We start from the raw sequence: 16,678 nt of genomic DNA, 5'->3' as shown, positions 1-16,678 counted from the left end.
GCGCGCGATGGACACCGACCAGCGCAAACTCGGCGACTCCGACAGCCCGATCGAGGACGCCCTCGAGCAGGCTTTCAATCGGATGGTCGACGAGGGCACCCAGCGTATGCACAGAAGTGTCCGCGAGGTACTCGTCACCGGGTTCTTCGGCGGCACCGAGGTGGCGATGGGTGTGCTCGCCTACCTGTCGGTGCTGCTGGCCACCGGCAATCCGCTGCTGGCCGGGCTGGCCTTCTCAGTCGGCTTCCTGGCGCTGCTGCTGGGCCGCAGCGAGCTGTTCACCGAGGGCTTCCTGGTGCCGGTCACCACCGTGGCGGCCAAACGTGCGAGCGTCGGCCAGCTGTTCAAGCTGTGGGGTGGCACGCTCGCGGCGAATCTGGTCGGCGGCTGGCTGATCATGTGGCTGGTCATGACGGCGTTCCCCAAACTAAACGAGCAGACCATCGAGTCGGCGCAGCACTTCGTGGACGCCCCGCTGAACGCCGAGGCCGTCGCGCTCTCCCTGCTGGGCGGCATGGTGATCACGTTGATGACCCGCATGCAGCACGGCACCGACTCGATGCCGGCCAAGATCGCCGCGGCGGTCGCCGGTGCGTTCCTGCTGGCCGGCCTGCAGCTGTTCCACTCGATCCTGGATTCGCTGCTGATCTTCGGCGCGCTGATCGCCGGCGGCACCTCGTTCGGCTATCTGGATTGGCTGTCCTGGTTCGGCTACACCCTGCTCGGGAACATCGTCGGCGGGCTGGGGCTCGTCACTCTGCTGCGCCTGATTCGCAGCAAGGACCGGCTCAAGCAGGAACGCCGCGAGGCCGAGTCGCCAGGGGGCGAGGAACGCTAGAGGGCAGGCACGCGGTCGAACCAGGGCGCGGCACGCTCCAGCTGTGCGGCGAGGCGCAGCAGCAGCGACTCCCCGGCAAGCGGCGCCACGAACTGGACCCCGAGCGGCAGTCCATCCGCGGTCCAGTGCAGCGGCACCGACATCGCCGGGCGGCCGGTGAGGTTCGCCAGCTGGGTGTAAGGCACCCAGCCGAGGTTGTCGTCGACCATGTCGTCGACGATCGTGGTGAACCGCAGCATCTTCGCGGTCCGGGTCTTCAGCAGCACGTCGGCGCCGCGGGCCAGCGCCGCGGGCAGGTCGAACGCGCCGATCACGGGTGGCGGACTGGCCAGGGTCGGTGTCAGCAGTAGGTCGTGGGTCGAGAAGAAGTCGGTGAGCCGGCGGGTGTGAACGTGGCGGCGGGCCACGGCGTCGACGTAATCCACGGCGCCGGTGGCCCGGCCCAGCGCCGCCATGATCAGCGTGTCGCGCTCGAAGGACCCGTCAGTGGCGCCGGTCAGCTTCTTCGCCTCGTCGACCTCGTAGGCCAGCGAGACGAACCAGGTCAGCAGGAAGTCGCGGGCCAGCGCCGCGTCGTCGAAGGGTGCCTCGGGCAGCTCCTCGACGTGGTGGCCCAACTCGGTCAGCAAGCGGACGGCGTTCTCGACGGCGGCGTAGGCCTCCGGGTGCGGCGACGGGGTGATCGACGACGGGACGCGCACGCCGATCCGCAGCGGCGCGGGTTCGGCGTCCAGGCCTGCCGCGAACGGCTCGGCGGGTATCGCGGGCTGGTAGGGCGCGCCGGGCTCGCCACCGCGCAGCACGTCGAGCATGGTCGCGGTGTCGCGCACGGACCGGGACACGACACCGTTGACCGCGGCGCCGTGCATCGGTTCGCCGGCCGCAGGGCCGGACGGCACGAGACCCCGGCCGGGTTTCAGTCCGAACAGTCCACAGCAGCCCGCGGGGATGCGGATCGACCCGCCGCCGTCGCTGGCGCCCGCGCACGGGACGATGCCGGCGGCGACGGCCGCCGCCGACCCGCCCGAGGAGCCGCCGGGGCTGTGCGCGAGGTTCCACGGATTGCGCGTCGCACCGTTCGCGACGGGTTCGGTGATCCCCTTCGCTCCGAACTCGGGTGTGTTGGTCTGTCCGAAGATCACCAGGCCGGCATCGAGCCAGCGGCGCACGACCGTGGAGTGCTCGGTGGCCGGTCGCGACGCCAGCGCGCGCGAGCCCGACCCCGTGGGCATTCCCGCGAAGTCCTGGCCCAGATCCTTGATCAGGAACGGCACCCCACTCAGCGGGCCGTCGGCCGGCGCGGGAGCGGGCACGTCGCGCACGATCGCGTTGATCCGCGGATCGACGGCAGCGGCGCGCTCCCTGGCGACCGACAGCAGCTCCTCCGGAGACACCTCCTTCGAGGCCACCAGCTCGGCCAGCCCCACGGCGTCGTACGTCCGGTACTCGGCGAAGTCCATCACGCGACCGTATCGCGGGCGGGGAATGTTTCGATCGTTATCAAGGTTTGTCCCAATTGTCACACGGGTAACTCCAGTAACGACGCGTTGCACGTGTCACCCACCACCGAGAAAGTGACGAATGGATCATCGGAATGAACACAATCCTGTACTTCAGCACCAAGGGCCTGGTTTATGAGACACGGGCCTACACCCGGGCCGACATCGACCGTCTCATCCACGACCGAGGCCTGCAGTCGCTGAGCAGCGCCGACCGTCACATCGACTTCTGGTTCAGTTCCTCAGCGGGGCGGTGCCAGCGCCGCGTCAACCGCCATGCAACCGAATTACTGCTGGCGACAACCAATTTCACCGCCAAGAACGTGCCGCTCCTGCGTGGCGCCGTCGTCGTGGCGACCCACGACGCAGATGGCGACCTCGACGGGCTGAGTTGGCAGCAGCTCGACATCCTGGCCCAGCGCATGCGATCCATCAGTGATCGCGACGAGCGCCAACTGACCCGGCGGATCGTGCGCGATGCACGGCGCCGCCGCCGCGTGGCCACGCCCGCGGCCACCCCGACGCTGCCGGCGGAAGCACCCCGGCGCATCGCCGCCGCTCACTGAGCTACCCGAACTGCGCCACCCTGTCGGCCAACTGGTCGAGGATGCGCAGCGAGTCGTCGAGCGGCTTGGTCGGCAGTAGCAGCCCCGCTTCTTCGAAGCCGAGCTCCGCTGCCCCCTGCCAGTAGTCGGGGTCGTTCGGCGCCGAGAACAACCTCAGCGGCACGTCGTGGTCGGCACGGTCGCGGATCTGCGCCACGCGCTCACCCAGCTCGGGCAGCGGAATCGGGTTGGCCAACCAGCCCGCCCGGTGCCGGACGATCCGGGTCACCGTGGCCGCCGAGTTCCCGCCGATGAACACCGGGGGGTGCGGCGTGCGTACGGGTTTGGGCCGTAGGTAAGACGGTTCGATGTGCACGTGACGGCCGTGGTACTCCGCGGGTTCGGTGGTCCACAGCGCGATGATCGCCTCGATGCGTTCGTCGAGCAGCGCGCCCCTGGTCGCGGGGTCGGTGCCGTGCTGACGCATCTCCTCGAGGTTCCACCCCGCGCCGACGCCGAAGACGAACCGCCCGCCGGAGATCAGGTCGACGCTGGCCGCCTCCTTGGCGGTGATGATGGGGTCACGCTGGATCAGCAGCGCGATCCCGGTGATCAACTCGATGGACGAGGTCACCGCCGCCGCGGCGGCCAGGGTGACGAACGGGTCCAGCGTGCGGTAGTACACCGACGGCAGATCGCCGCCGCCGGGATACGGTGTGTCCCGGCTCGCCGGGATGTGGGTGTGCTCGGCGATGCCCAGCGACGTGAAGCCGCGTTCCTCCACGGCGCGCGCCAACGAGACGGTGTCGATGGTGTCGTCGTTGACGAACGTGGCGATGCCGAACCTCATGTCCGCGAGCGTAGCCCCTCGTTTGGGCAGGCTAGGTTTGCTGGTGGCGGACTGGCGTTCTCGCTACGGTGGCCCGGTGAGCACCGACCCCCACCCTGACGAACCACATCTCGGTTCCGTTGCCGCCAAGCTGAATTGGTTGCGTGCAGGCGTCTTGGGAGCCAACGACGGGATCGTGTCGACCGCAGGCCTGGTGGTCGGCGTCGCCGCGGCGACGGCGGAGCGCGGCCCGATCCTGACCGCCGGCATCGCCGGGCTGGCCGCCGGCGCGGTGTCGATGGCGCTGGGCGAATACGTCTCGGTGAGCACGCAGCGCGACACCGAGAAGGCCCTCCTGAACAAGGAGCGCCGCGAGTTGCGCGACGATCCCGCGGCCGAACTGGACGAACTCGCCGCCCTGTACGAGGCGAAGGGGCTCCACCCCGCCACCGCACGCACCGTCGCCGAGGAACTCACCTCCCATGACGCCTTCACCGCACACGCCGAGGCCGAATTGGGGATCACGCCTGGGGAATTCACCAATCCGTGGCAGGCTGCGCTGTCCTCGGCCCTGTCCTTCACCATCGGTGCGCTGCTCCCCATCATCGCGATCCTGGCACCTCCCACCACGTGGCGCGTGCCGGTCACCGTGGTGGCCGTCCTCGCCGCTCTTCTGCTCACCGGCGCGGTGTCGGCCGCCCTCGGCGGCGCGCCCAAGCAACGCGCGATGGCCCGTAACGTGATCGGTGGCGGTCTCGCACTGCTGATCACCTATGGGATCGGGCACCTCGTCGGCGCGGCAGTGTAGAGATCTGCGCGCGGGGTATAGAGCCGCGGTGAGCCCCGATCTCCCGCCCGTGCCTGATGACCTGCGCCGGTTGGCCGACGCGCACGGCGTCGCGACCTCCTACCGCAACGAGCGTCGAGAACCGGTGAACGTCGATGCCGAGGTCGTGATCCGCGTGCTCGGACTTCTCGACGTGGAGGCCGGTACCGAGGCGCAGCGCCGCGCCGAGTTGGCCCGCCTCGAGGAGCGTGAGCGCGCCGGGGTGCTGCCACCGACCCTCGCCGTGCGGTTGACCGGTCGGGCGCGGCCGGTTCCCGGGGCGACACTGCTGGTCGCCGAAGACGGCGTCCACATCGACGTGCACGACGAGATCCCAGCCGATCTGGCGCCCGGGTGGTATCGGCTGCACACCCGCGACGGCCAGGAGGTCACACTCGTCGCGGCGCCACCCACGGTGCCCACGGCCCCGGACACGTGGGGCTGGATGCTGCAGCTCTACGCGCTGCGTTCCGAACGCTCCTGGGGTATCGGCGACCTCGGCGATCTGACCGAATTCATCCGCTGGACGGCAGCCGAACACGGTTGCGGGGCGGTGCTTCTCAATCCGCTGCACGCACCCGGCCCGACCCACCCGGTGCAGCCCTCGCCGTACACGCCGTCGAGCCGCCGGTTCGCCAACCCCTTGGCGTTGCGTATCGAGGACCTGCCCGCCTATGCGCACGCCGACCCCACCACCCGTGCCGACGTCGACGCGCTCCGCGTCTCGGCGACCATGCCGCGCATCGACCACGATCTGGTGTGGGCGGCGAAGCGTTCGGCGCTGGAGCTGCTGTGGCACTCGGCCGGACGACCCGATCCGCTGGCCGGCGATGCGTCCGACGGCCTGCGCGACTGGGCCACCTACTGTGCGCTCGCCGAACGGCACGGCGGCCGGTGGAGCCGGTGGCCCGCACCGCTGCGCGAGGTGTCCAGCGAGGCCGTCACCGCGGCCCGGCGAGAGTTGGCTCCGCGGTTGGCCTTTCATTCGTGGGTTCAGGAGCAGTGCGCTGCGCAGCTCAGTGCGACGCGGGATGCGGCGAAGTCCTCGGGAATGGCGTTGGGGGTGCTTCACGACCTCGCGGTCGGCGTCGACGCGGACGGCGCCGACGCGTGGGCACTGGCCGATGTACTGGCGACCGGGGTCAGCATCGGCGCGCCGCCGGACAACTTCACGCCGCGCGGCCAGGACTGGGGGCTGCCACCATGGCGGCCCGACCGGCTGGCTGAGAGTGGATACGCACCGTTGCGCGACATGTTGCGCGCCGCGCTCTCCCACGCCGACGGGCTGCGCATCGACCACGTCGCCGGGTTGTGGCGGCTGTGGTGGATACCGCCGGGCGACGGTCCCGACCGCGGCACCTACGTGCACTACGACGCCGAGGCGATGCTGGCGGTGCTGGCGCTGGAGGCCCACCGTGCCAACGCCACCGTCGTCGGCGAGGACCTGGGCACCGTCGAGCCCGAGGTGACGCAGGCCCTGGCGGACAACGAGATGCTCGGCTGCGCGGTCGCGTGGTTCACCCGCGACCTGGACGAGCCGGAAGAGCCGCTACTGCCCCCGGCACGATGGCCGGAGCGGGCGGCCGCGAGCATCTCGACCCACGACCTGCCGACCGCCGCGGGGTTCCTGGCGGGTGAGCACGTTCGGGCTCGCGCCGACCTCGGCCTGCTCGACGACGTACCGGCCGAGCAGGCGAATGCCGACGCTGAACGGGCGGAGTGGCTGGCGCTGTTGCGTTCCGAAGGGTTCCTCGGAGCCGACGAGACCGACGACGACGCCATCGTTCTCGCGATGCACCGGCTCCTGGCCCGCACCCCGAGCAGACTCAGGTTGATCTCGCCCTACGACGTCATCGGCGAGGTACATCAGCCGAATCTGCCCGGCACCGTGGACGAGTATCCGAATTGGCGGCTTCCGCTGCCGGAAACCCTGGAGGAGCTGCGGGCCGATCCGCGGGTCGCCGCGATCACCGAGGCGATGCGGCGGTCCTGACTGCGCCCAAACCGACGTTCGGGTGCGAAATCACGGCCATTTCCCGCCCGAACGTCGGTTTGGGCGGGGTTCGATGCCAGCCGAGCCGAGCCGCGTCAGCTGAACTGCGGCAGCACGTCCTGCTGCCAGCTGGTGAAGAATCCGTCGAGGTCCGGACCGATCTGCTGCACGTAGACCTCGTCGACCCCGGCGTCGACGTACTGGCGCACCTGGGCAGCGTGGGCATCGGCATCCGGGCCGCACGCCACCGACTCGGCCACCATGTCACGCGGGACCAGAGTCGACGCTGCCATGAAGTCACGCGGCCGCGGCAGCGTCTGCGCCAGCTGGCCGGGCAGTGCCTCGTTGGCCCACAGCCGATGCGCGGCATCGAGCCCGGTGTCGGCATCGCGATCCCAGCTCACCTTCGTGCCCGCCTGCACCGGCTTGTCGCCACCACCGGAATCGCGGAACGTCGTGATCAGCTCGGCGTCGGGCATCGTCGTGCAGAACCCGTCCCCGAGCCGTCCGGCGAATTCGGCTGCCTGCGGGCCGAATCCGGACACATAGATGGGCACCGGCTGCTCGGGGCGGGTGTAGATGCGCGCCTCCTGCACCTCGTAGTGTTCGCCGTGGTGGCTGACCTCGTCGCCGCGGTGCAACAAGCGGATCACGTCGATCGCCTCTTCGAGCATCTCCAGCCGGACGCCCACCGATGGCCACGGATCGCCGAAGATGTGCTCGTTGAGCAGTTCTCCGCTGCCCACCCCGAGCACGAACCTGCCGTCGAGCTGCACAGCCGCCGTCGCGGCCGCCTGCGCGATGATCGCCGGGTGAATCCGCATCGTCGGACACGTCACCGCCGTGCTCACCGGCAGCGACGTGACCTGAGACAGCGCTCCGATCACGCCCCACACGAAGGGGCTCTGGCCCTGCTCGTCGTTCCACGGATGGAAGTGATCGGAGATCCACAGCGCCTCGAACCCGGCGTCCTCGGCGCGTTTGGCCTGCTCGATCAGACTCGCAGGGGTGTACTGCTCACAGGACAGGAAGTAGCCGATCTTCGCCATGCGGGCGCGGTTACCCCGTGCCGGTGTCACTATGCATCGACATCGTGGAACGTGATTGGACGGGCGGCCACGGGGTAGTGCCCCGGCATGAATGCGCATGAGATCCTCGCCGGTGTCGACCGTTTCGATTCGCTCGATGGCACGGCCGGGGTCGCAGCGGACGTCGCGGACCGGATCGTCACCCGTACCGGGCTCGCGCGATTGCTGCGCGGCTCGTGGCTGGGGCACCCGGTTCATCCGCTGCTGGTCACGATCCCGATCGGGCCGTGGTCGGCCTCGATCCTGTTCGACGTCGTGTTCGACGATCCGGAGGCCGCGCGCAGGCTTCTCGGCGTCGGTCTCGCCGCTGTTCCACCGACGGTGCTCGCCGGCTGGGCCGATTTCCCGTTGTTGAACCGCCGGCAGCAGCGGGTGGGTCTGGTGCATGCGGGGTCGAATGCGGTGGCCGTCGGGCTGTTCTCGCTGGCCTACCGCGCGTACCGACGCGAAAAGCCGGCTGTCGCGCGCCGCTACTCCATCCTCGGGCTGCTGGCGATGGGAATCGGCGGCGCGCTCGGCGGCCATCTGTCCTACGCCCAGGGCGCGGGGATGTTCCGGTGGCAGTCGCCGCTACAGATCCAGCGCCAGCGGCTCGACGGGTGACGCGCAACAGATGAGCACGTTCCCGTCGGCGGGCGGTTCCAGCGGCTCGGGGTCGTAGCGCACCGACCCGGACAGCACGGCCGTCTCGCAGTTGTGACACACGCCGGTACGGCACGACCACCGGGTCGGCACGTCGCACGCCTCGGCGAGTTCGAGCAGGCTCATCCGATCGGGCCCCCACTGCACGGCGAGCCCGCTGCGGACGAACTGCACCTCGGGCCCCGGTCCCGGGTCGCCGTCGGGTTGATGCGGAGCGACGGTGGTGGCGGCGATACCGGGCGTGAGGGCCGGGCCCGCACCGAAGATCTCGGTGTGCACCCGTGACGGGTTCAGGCCGTGCTCGAGCAGCGCCGCTTCCATCGCGGTCATGAACGGCTGCGGTCCGCACACATAGGCGCTGGCCTCGCGGGGGATGTTCAACACCTCGAGCGTCGCCGCCGACAGCCGACCCGACGCGCTGAAGTCGACCCCCACGCGGTCTGTCGACGCGGGCCGGCTGTAGACAACGTGAGACGTGCTGTGCGGCAGTGCTTTCAGTGCCTCATGGACTTCGGCCGCGAAGGCGTGGTCGGCGCCGTTGCGCGCGCCGTGCAGCCACCACACCGGCCGGGTGGACGCGGTGGCCACCAGAGCGGCCAGCATCGACAACACCGGCGTGACCCCGACCCCGGCGGAGACGAGGACGACCGGTGACTCGTCGTCGGCCAACCAGAACGTGCCGCGCGGCGCGGCGACGTCGAGCGAGTCCCCGGGTCGCAGCCGTGTGTGCAGGTATTCGCTTGCGGCGCCGTGCGGTTCGCGCTTGACACCGATGCGGTAGGAGGGACTGCCCGGCGCGTTGCACAGCGAATAGGTACGGATCAGGGCGGGCGCTTCGCCGCTGCGCGGCAACCGGAGCGTGACCGATTGGCCGGCAAGCCATTTCGGTAACGGCGCGTCAGCCGGATCGGCGAGGACCACCGACCGTACCGACCGGCTCTCCTCGACGACGTCGCGTACGACAAGCGAGCGAAAGCCGGTCCAGGCGGGCGGCGGACCGGCGGCGGCCAGGCCGGGGTTGCCGGAGGCTGCGGCGTCGTGTTCGGCAAGCGCCCGCAGGGAGCCCTGCCAGCCCGGGCTGAGGGCGGGGATGCGCAGCGCCCGGGTGAGTCCGTCGCGCGGGTGGCCGGGAAGGTAGAGCAGCGCGTCGATCTCGGCGACGGTCATCTGCTCGGGACCATCGGCGATCTTGACGATCTCCTGACCGGCTTCGACGTCGCCCTCCATGATCACCCGGCAGTAGAACCCCGGCCGCCGATGGGCGACCAGCAGCGCGGCCATCCGCGGCTCCCCGATCCGCATCCCGGCGCGGTAGCAGGTGACCCTCGGCTGGGTCACCTCGAGGACCGCGTCGCCCACGCGGTAGCGGTCACCGATACAGACTTCGTCATCAGGGAGCCCCTCCACCGTGAGGTTCTCCCCCAGCAGTCCGGGCACGAGGTCGTCGCGCCCGAACTCGCGGGCCCAGTGCCGGTAGGAATCCATCTGGTACACCAGCACGGCGCGATTCTCCCCGCCGTGGCCGCCGAGGTCGCCCTGCCCGTCGCCGTCGATGTTGAGCCGACGTACCCGCCGCGGTCCGGAGACGGGATCTTTCCAGGCCCCCGTGAAAACGGTGCGATCGTTCCACGACACGTCGCGGGGCAGCCCCACGTTCACAGACATCAGGGTGGCCACCCGGCCATCCTCCCTCTCCCGCTGTCACAGCGCAGGGGAAACCGGCCGACGGGCGCATGACGGACGCGGTGTGGGGTAAAAGCCCGTGATGACCGCTCCCCAGCCGCAGCCCGACACGGAGTTGGCCGGCATCTTCGCCAGCCTGGCCGGCATCTTGCTGACCGAGGACACCGTCACCACAGCGCTGGCCACCATGACGTCGGTCGCCGCCGACACCATCGGTCACAGCACCGGAGCCGGTCTGTCTCTGCTGGATTCGGACGGCAGGCGTATCACATCCGCCGCCACCGACCCGCTCGCAGAGCTGCTCGATGATCTGCAGTATCAGCTCGACGAGGGGCCGTGCCTGACTGCGTGGCGCGAAGGCCGCTTCATCCGGTCGGAGCCGGATGCAGACGAACAACGATGGCCGTCGTGGACGGGCGCGGCACGTGCAGAGGGAATGCGGTCCTTCATGAGTGCTGCCCTGCTCGTGGGTGAGCGTTCCCTGGGGGCCCTGAAGGTGTACTCCACAGCGGCAGACGCATACTCCGACAAAGACGCAGACCTGTTGCGTCGCTTCGCACGTCAGGCGGCGATCTTCGTCGGCAATGTCCTGACGGTGCAGGCCGCGGAACAGATGAGCGACACCCTCAAAGACACGTTGCGCAACCGCGACGTCATCGCGATGGCCCGAGGGATCATGATGGCGCGCAACCAGATCGGTCCCGACGAGGCGTTTCGACAGCTCGTCCTGGAGTCCCATGGCAGCCGCCGCATCCTGATTCAGGTCGCCGAGCGGGTCGTCGCCTCGGCGACAGAAGGGTGATCAGACAGATGGTCAGTCAGGGCGACGTACAACAACGATTCCGGCAGGCGTTCGAATCCGCAGGCCTCACGACTGCCGAACTGTGGTTGCGCTACTTCGCGTACGGCGGGATCGCGAGCCGGTTCGAACTCGACGCCTATCTCAACGGTGCGTTGGCGCTGCCTCCGTTGCAGCACGACATCGTGGCGCAGGCGATCAACGAACGACTCGATGAGATCTCGCCGCCACGTGCCCCGTACAGCGTCGAATTCACCGAGGCCGAGGGCACGCTCGCGGACGACGATCCGCAGGAAGGGTGAGCAGAGCCACCGAACGCCGGACCGTGGCAGCCACCCTGCGCTAAGACAGACAGATGCCCGACACCGCACGCCCGCCCGCGGCACCGACTGCGTTCCGCTACCCCGAGGTGGGCGTCCGCCGCGCCCGGCTGCGTCACGGCCTCCGGCGGCTGACAGGAGTGGACCCGTTTCCGTCCGACACGGTGGCCCGAGCCTTCATCGCGGGTCTCACCGAGGGTGACCCGGTGGCCGAGCGCTTCGTCGCCGAGACCTACCACGGGCACATGGGCGCCCGGCGCGCGCGAGATCTGGTGGAGGAGGCCCAGCTCCGCGGCATCGACAGTCTCCCCGAGGCGCCTGAGTCGATGCGGGCGCTGTTCGCGGAGTTCGAGGAGATGCCCGACTGGCTGGACCCCGAGCTGGTCGAGCAGGGCGCCGCGGTCTGGCGACGATGGGCGTATGCGCTGGGCGCCCTCGGCAACGCCGGCACCACCGACACCTACACCGAGGCCTGGCTCGCGGTGCCGCTGTCCCTCTCGGGCGGGTACGCCGGCCAGCGCGCGCTGCACCGCTACCTCGAGACGTCGCGCTGGTGGATCGAGGTGTGCCGTCCGGGTGCGCTGTTGACCCCCGGCTCACTCGGTCGGCGCATCTCGCTGCACGTGCGCATCATGCACGTCAGCGTCCGGCAGCGGGTGCGGGAACACCCGGAGTGGGACGCTGCGCGCTGGGGCCTGCCGATCAGCCAGTCCGCGATGTTGCTCACGCTGCTCGGCGGCAGCGTGGCACCAGCGTTGGGGCTGTTCGCCCTCGGCCACCTCACCTCTCCCGCCGAGATGCGTGCGGTGCTGCACTTCAACCGGTATTGCGGGCATCTCGTCGGCGTGCGGTGCGACGGTTATTTTCCCGAGACCGTCGCCGACGCGTGGCGGATCCTGCTGATGGCCGACTCCGCCCGCAGCCACGACAGCGGCGACAGCGGACGCGAACTCGTCGAATCGTTCGTGCCGGCCTTCGCCCCGACGGCCTCGCACCGCGGTCTGCGCCGGCTGCGCGCCGAGTACCACTACCGGGTGCAGGCGGGTTATCTCGGCCTGTACATGCTGCCGTGGAATCGCCGCCGCTACCGGCTGCCGTCGGCGCTGCCCGGCATCGCGCTCCTGCTGGCCCGCGCACCGGTGATCACGGCGCTGGAGATCGGGCGCCGGGTCAGCCCGCCCCTGGACCGGTGGTGGCAGCAGACGAATCTGCACCGCTGGGAGCGGTGGCTCTCCTGGCAATCCGCCGGCAAGGCGGCTCACTTCGAGGCCGCGGTCCCGCTACGACGCTGACCCTCATGGACACCCGGGCCGCACGCCTACGATGAACAGATGGCCGAGCAGTTCGCGATCACCGACGTTCCGTTCACCCACGACCCCTGGGTGGCCTCGGCCCAGCGGTACAGCGAGATGCCCTACCGGAGGGTGGGCACCTCGGGGCTGCTGCTCCCCGCGATCTCGCTGGGGCTCTGGTACAACTTCGGCGACAACCGGCCGTTCGATACGCAGCGAGAAGTGTTGCGGCACGCCTTCGATCGCGGCATCACGCATTTCGACCTCGCCAACAACTACGGCCCGCCGTACGGTTCGGCGGAGGAGAACTTCGGCCGCATGCTGCGCCGAGACTTCAAGCCGTACCGCAACGAGTTGCTGATCTCCACCAAGGCCGGCTGGGACATGTGGCCCGGCCCGTACGGTCAGCTCGGCGGCCGCACCTATGTGTTGAACAGCCTCGACGAGTCCCTCGATCGCCTCGGCCTGGACTACGTCGACATCTTCTACTCCCATCGCATCGATGCGAACACTCCGCTGGAGGAGACGATCGGCGCGCTCGACACGGCGGTCCGCATGGGCAAGACCCGCTACGTCGGCATCTCGTCGTACTCGCAATCCAAGACGGCAGAGGCGTCGGCGATCGCGCGCCGGCTGGGCACGCCCCTGGTCATCCATCAGCCGTCGTACTCGCTTCTGAACCGCTGGATCGAGGACGGTCTGGCCGCCGAGCTGAACACGGCGGGCATGGGCGCGATCGCGTTCACCGCGCTGGCGCAGGGCCTGCTCACCGACCGCTATCTCACCCAGCCCGCCGACGGCGTGGAGCGTGCGACGGCGCGGCCGACCTTCGATGACGAGCAGGTCACCGACGACGTGCTGGAGCGGCTGCGGGGCCTGGCCGCCATCGCCGAACGTCGCGGTCAGTCGCTGGCCCAGCTGGCGCTGGCCTGGGTCCTGCGGGAGCCGACGGTGGCGTCGACGTTGATCGGCGCGTCGAGCGTGGCCCAGCTCGACGAGAACCTGGGCGCGTTGAAGAATCTGGACTTCACCGACGAGGAACTCGCCGAGATCGACCGGTACGCCATCGAATCCGGCATCGACCTGTGGCGGGAGAGCTCCGACGTCTGACCGGGTCTCGCTCGAGACGCTGGGCTCGTGGGTGATCAAGGCCAATCCGCGCCACACGCCGGTCGAGCCCATGGTCGCGGCCGGACACACTGCGCCGCAGTGGTGTGTGGCCGACAACTACCGAACGCGGTTGATGCAGCCCGGCCAGCGGGTGCTGCTGTGGGTGACGACGCGGCCGGACCGCGGCATCTGGGGTCTGGGACGGATCACCGGCGACGTGGTGATCGCCGACGGCCGCCACCGGGTACCGGTGCACATCCCGCTGCTCTCCACGCCGCTGACGGCGGCACACCTGCGGACGGTTCCGGAGTTGGCCGAGCTCGAGGTGTTTCGCGTTCCGATGCAGTCGAATCCATCGTGGGCGAGCGCCGCTGAGATGAGGGTCATCGACGCAGTGCTGCACGCGTCAGGGCAGTGACACCTCGTCACCGCCGATGCCTGCCATTCCCGACACCGCACCGACTGCCCTGCCGAGCGGGCCGGCCGCGACGCGCCCGACGGCGTGCACGGCGCGCACCCCGGCCTGCGAGCGTGGATTGGCCAGCCGCAGCGTGTCTTCACGGACGGTGGGCGCGGTCGCGACGAACGGTTGCATGACTCGCTGGTAGCGGCGCAGCGCGCCGCCGGGATCGTCACCGTCGGCGAGTTCGCGGGCCAACAGATGGCCGCCGATCAGCGCGAGGCTGGTGCCGGCACCGCCGAACGTCGCGTTGCAGAACGCGCTGTCGCCGAGCAGCCCGATGCGTCCCTTGCTCCAGACCGGCGGATGCACCTGCCCGACGGCGGAGAAGTACATCGGTGCTCCGTCGTCGAGGGCATCGAGGATGCGCGGCGCGGCGCCCCCGACGTCGGCGAACGTGCGACGCAGCAGCGTGATCTGGTCCCCGCTGCTGAGTTCCTCGAGGCCCCGCACGTCGGACATGAACGTCAGCAATGCCCGGGTGGTGCCGAGGTTGTCAGGTCGAAGGTGCACGCTGCGAGACCTGGTGGCGTGCTGCCAGTTCCACCATCGGTCGTCGGTGTGCTCCCGCGGCAGCGTGGCATAGGCGCAGTACATCCCCAGGGTGTGAACGGCGACGGGGGTGACGAACCGGCGCGACCGCGAGTACAGCCCCTCGGCGATGACGAGAACGTCCGCGTCCAACGTCGAGCCGTCGCTCAGAGCCGCGGTCACCCGGTCGCCGTGGTCGGTGACGTCGCAGAGCTGGGTGTCGAAACGGTAGTCGGTCTGCTGTTCGGTGTGTTCGACGAGGATGCGGGACAGTTCACCGCGCAGGATTTCCAGTTCGGCGGTGGGTCCGTCGGAGCGGCCCCCGCTGCCGACCGGGAACGAGGCCGCGGCTCGCCCGTCGGCGGTGACGAAACGGGTTCCGATCTCGGTGGTGTTCGCCGCGCGCACGTCGGCGTCGATACCCATGCGCCGGATGACCTCACGTGCGGCGCCGCGGATGTCGACGTTCTGTCCCTCGTCGCGACGCTGCGGGTAACGCTCGAGAACGGTGGTGCGCCAGCCGCGCGCGGTGAGTTGGTGGGCCAGGGCAGGACCGGCGATGCCGGCGCCGGAGATGATCGCATGTGAGGGCACGATCCATTGTGCCTGCGGTGACGCGACGACGGATTTCGTAGCACTTCCGCGTCAGATCAGCCTGAGCGTCAATTTTCAGGCGATGCGCAGACACAGACGCGCTGCTGAGAGGCGTCTGTCAAGAATGCGAACGAACCTTTCGCTCAAACGAAATCCGTACTATCTTGACTTTGGTTGAGCTTGCAGCCCGCGGAGTGTCCACGAGTTCGACCGATCCGAGGTGCCAACACCATGACCACCGTCGAGAAGCAGCGCGGCTTCTCCATGCAGTACAGCTCGGACTACGAGCAACAGCGTTGCGGCCCAGCCGTTTTCGAGGCCCGGCACTGCTCGTCCACCCGGGTCGCCATCGCGGTCGTCGGTGAGATCGACGCTCTCAACGGCCGGGAATTCGGCCGCTACGTACAGCGCCACACACGGATCTCGAAGCAACTCGTGCTCGACTTGCGCGCCGTCGAATTCTTCGGCACCGCCGGTTTCACGGCGCTGTATTACATCAGCGTGCACTGCACGCGCATCGACGTGGACTGGATGATCGTGGGCGGCGACCCGGTGCGCCGGATGCTGTCGATCTGCGACCCGGACGGCGAGCTTCCGCTCGCCGCCGATCTGGCGTCGGCGCTTGCCCGTCTGGACCGCCTCGGGCACGGTCTCGCCCACGTCATCTGGACGGCGCAGTCGGGATGGCACCGGCCGCAGCGCCGATCAACGCCACCGCAGCGGATGCGCCGCTGACCCCCGCGCCACTAATCCCCGGATACCGACCACGTCGTCGTCTCGGCCAGCGGCCGCCGGGCGACGGGCGGCACATCCGGCGCATCGGGCGGTGGTGTGCCGATGCGGATCAGCATCTGGGGGTGCCGGGTGCCGTCGAACACCTCACACGCCACCGCGACGCGGTCCCGCGCCGAGCGCAGCGGCTCGGTCAACGGACAGGTCGCCAAACCCAGCGCCGTCGCCGACAGGAGAACGCGGCTGGCCACTTCCCCGGCGCGCAGCCGTGCCGCATCGGAGTCGTCCTCGGTGCCGAGCATGAGCAGCGCGCCGTCGGCAGGGGTTGCGGTCGGGCCGGCGTGGACCGCGTCGCCGAAGTGGAGATGCACCTGCCCGGAGTCGTCGCGGTGCCAGCGGGCGGTCGGCACCACCGCCAGATCCACACCGCGGCGCGCAGCACGCACCAGCAGCGTTTCGATCGTCGCGTCGGGAAGGGCAGCGGTGCCGTAGCCACGCCGGTCGGACCGGCGGCGGCGGATGACACCGGCGAGCTCGCGCGCGGCGGGCGCGGGAACCGATTCGATCATCTCGAAGGTCGCCAGGCGCACAGGATCCAGACCGGGATCGAGCACGGCGCCGCCGGGAAAGCGGTGGATGCGGGTGGCCCAGCCCGCAGCGCCCAGCGCGATCGCGCAGTGATCGAGCACGGCTCCGCAGGCGAGCAGGACGTCACGTCGGTCGAAGGGTGACCCGCCGAGCCGGCGACTCCAGTCGGCGTCCAAATGCAGGGCGTCGGGGTCGACCTGCCACTGCCACGGTTGCGTGTTCTGTGCCGATGGCGCCCAACCGGCCGCCTCCAGCACCCGCTTCAGCGTCGCGGTATCGGGTCCGCTCGCCACCGTGTGTCCTTCCGCC

At 69.7% G+C, this 16,678-nt stretch carries 17 protein-coding genes; 11 read left to right on the top strand and 6 right to left on the bottom strand.

Annotation, left to right across the window (positions count from 1 at the left end):
• Positions 1-7: 7 nt before the first annotated feature.
• A complete protein-coding gene (locus MHN84_RS10135) occupies positions 8-838 on the top strand; it encodes a formate/nitrite transporter family protein (RefSeq protein ID WP_241204497.1) in 831 nt (276 codons plus the stop codon).
• Here the strand turns inward: MHN84_RS10135 and MHN84_RS10130 are convergent.
• Complete coding sequence (locus MHN84_RS10130) at positions 835-2,298, bottom strand: amidase (RefSeq protein ID WP_241204496.1); 1,464 nt, start codon at positions 2,296-2,298, stop codon at positions 835-837. The two genes, MHN84_RS10135 and MHN84_RS10130, sit on opposite strands and share 4 nt — an antisense overlap.
• A 134-nt stretch (positions 2,299-2,432) precedes the next feature.
• Here MHN84_RS10130 and MHN84_RS10125 point away from each other — a divergent pair, with 134 nt between their 5' ends.
• A complete protein-coding gene (locus MHN84_RS10125) occupies positions 2,433-2,903 on the top strand; it encodes a hypothetical protein (protein ID WP_241204495.1) in 471 nt (156 codons plus the stop codon).
• A 1-nt stretch (position 2,904) separates the two neighbouring features.
• On the opposite strand, the gene MHN84_RS10120 is transcribed toward MHN84_RS10125, so the two are convergent.
• On the bottom strand, positions 2,905-3,732 hold the full coding sequence (locus MHN84_RS10120; RefSeq protein WP_241204494.1) for an LLM class F420-dependent oxidoreductase: 828 nt from the start codon (positions 3,730-3,732) through the stop codon (positions 2,905-2,907).
• Positions 3,733-3,808: 76 nt separating this feature from the next.
• Between MHN84_RS10120 and MHN84_RS10115 the strand changes: the two genes are divergently transcribed.
• The gene (locus MHN84_RS10115; RefSeq protein WP_241204493.1) at positions 3,809-4,519 is read left to right on the top strand and encodes a VIT family protein; all 711 of its coding nucleotides are present in this window, start codon (positions 3,809-3,811) and stop codon (positions 4,517-4,519) included.
• Positions 4,520-4,547: 28 nt separating this feature from the next.
• Positions 4,548-6,530 carry a 4-alpha-glucanotransferase gene (malQ, locus tag MHN84_RS10110; RefSeq protein ID WP_241204492.1) on the top strand — a complete coding sequence of 661 codons (1,983 nt, stop codon included), beginning with the start codon at positions 4,548-4,550 and terminating at the stop codon, positions 6,528-6,530.
• A 95-nt stretch (positions 6,531-6,625) separates the two neighbouring features.
• Here the strand turns inward: malQ and MHN84_RS10105 are convergent, their stop codons facing one another.
• On the bottom strand, positions 6,626-7,579 hold the full coding sequence (locus MHN84_RS10105; RefSeq protein ID WP_241204491.1) for a TIGR03557 family F420-dependent LLM class oxidoreductase: 954 nt from the start codon (positions 7,577-7,579) through the stop codon (positions 6,626-6,628).
• Between the two features lie 87 nt (positions 7,580-7,666).
• Here MHN84_RS10105 and MHN84_RS10100 point away from each other — a divergent pair, with 87 nt between their 5' ends.
• Positions 7,667-8,221: a DUF2231 domain-containing protein gene (locus MHN84_RS10100; protein ID WP_241204490.1), complete on the top strand. Its 555-nt coding sequence runs from the start codon at positions 7,667-7,669 to the stop codon at positions 8,219-8,221.
• On the opposite strand, the gene MHN84_RS10095 is transcribed toward MHN84_RS10100, so the two are convergent.
• Positions 8,189-9,937, bottom strand: a complete 1,749-nt coding sequence (locus MHN84_RS10095; RefSeq protein WP_241204489.1) for an MOSC and FAD-binding oxidoreductase domain-containing protein — start codon at positions 9,935-9,937, stop codon at positions 8,189-8,191. The two genes, MHN84_RS10100 and MHN84_RS10095, sit on opposite strands and share 33 nt — an antisense overlap.
• 88 nt (positions 9,938-10,025) lie before the next feature.
• Between MHN84_RS10095 and MHN84_RS10090 the strand changes: the two genes are divergently transcribed.
• The 5 genes from MHN84_RS10090 to MHN84_RS10070 are packed head-to-tail and all read left to right on the top strand — an operon-like array spanning position 10,026 to position 13,882.
• Positions 10,026-10,745, top strand: a complete 720-nt coding sequence (locus MHN84_RS10090; protein ID WP_241204488.1) for a GAF and ANTAR domain-containing protein — start codon at positions 10,026-10,028, stop codon at positions 10,743-10,745.
• A gap of 8 nt (positions 10,746-10,753) precedes the next feature.
• Complete coding sequence (locus MHN84_RS10085) at positions 10,754-11,044, top strand: hypothetical protein (RefSeq protein WP_241204487.1); 291 nt, start codon at positions 10,754-10,756, stop codon at positions 11,042-11,044.
• A 53-nt stretch (positions 11,045-11,097) separates the two neighbouring features.
• Entirely contained in the window at positions 11,098-12,354 is a 1,257-nt protein-coding gene (locus MHN84_RS10080) for an oxygenase MpaB family protein (protein ID WP_241204486.1), read from the top strand.
• 39 nt (positions 12,355-12,393) lie between these two features.
• Entirely contained in the window at positions 12,394-13,464 is a 1,071-nt protein-coding gene (locus tag MHN84_RS10075; protein WP_241204485.1) for an aldo/keto reductase, read from the top strand.
• 31 nt (positions 13,465-13,495) lie between these two features.
• Positions 13,496-13,882 (top strand): hypothetical protein, encoded by a 387-nt coding sequence (locus tag MHN84_RS10070; protein WP_241204484.1) that lies wholly within the window; start codon positions 13,496-13,498, stop codon positions 13,880-13,882.
• Here the strand turns inward: MHN84_RS10070 and MHN84_RS10065 are convergent.
• A complete protein-coding gene (locus MHN84_RS10065) occupies positions 13,871-15,049 on the bottom strand; it encodes an FAD-dependent monooxygenase (RefSeq protein ID WP_241204483.1) in 1,179 nt (392 codons plus the stop codon). The two genes, MHN84_RS10070 and MHN84_RS10065, sit on opposite strands and share 12 nt — an antisense overlap.
• Positions 15,050-15,280: 231 nt before the next feature.
• On the opposite strand from MHN84_RS10065, the gene MHN84_RS10060 reads away from it, so the two are divergent.
• On the top strand, positions 15,281-15,784 hold the full coding sequence (locus tag MHN84_RS10060; protein ID WP_241204482.1) for an STAS domain-containing protein: 504 nt from the start codon (positions 15,281-15,283) through the stop codon (positions 15,782-15,784).
• Between the two features lie 11 nt (positions 15,785-15,795).
• On the opposite strand, the gene MHN84_RS10055 is transcribed toward MHN84_RS10060, so the two are convergent.
• Positions 15,796-16,662, bottom strand: coding sequence for a nitroreductase family protein (locus MHN84_RS10055; protein ID WP_241204481.1), 867 nt, complete (start codon positions 16,660-16,662; stop codon positions 15,796-15,798).
• Between the last annotated feature and the right edge of the window lie 16 nt (positions 16,663-16,678).

Origin of the sequence: Mycobacterium sp. PSTR-4-N, assembly GCF_022348085.1 — a bacterium.
In the GTDB taxonomy this organism is placed as follows: Bacteria; Actinomycetota; Actinomycetes; order Mycobacteriales; family Mycobacteriaceae; genus Mycobacterium.
The sequence above is the reverse complement of the archived record's forward strand: the minus strand, read 5'-3'. Positions and strand labels throughout refer to the sequence as shown.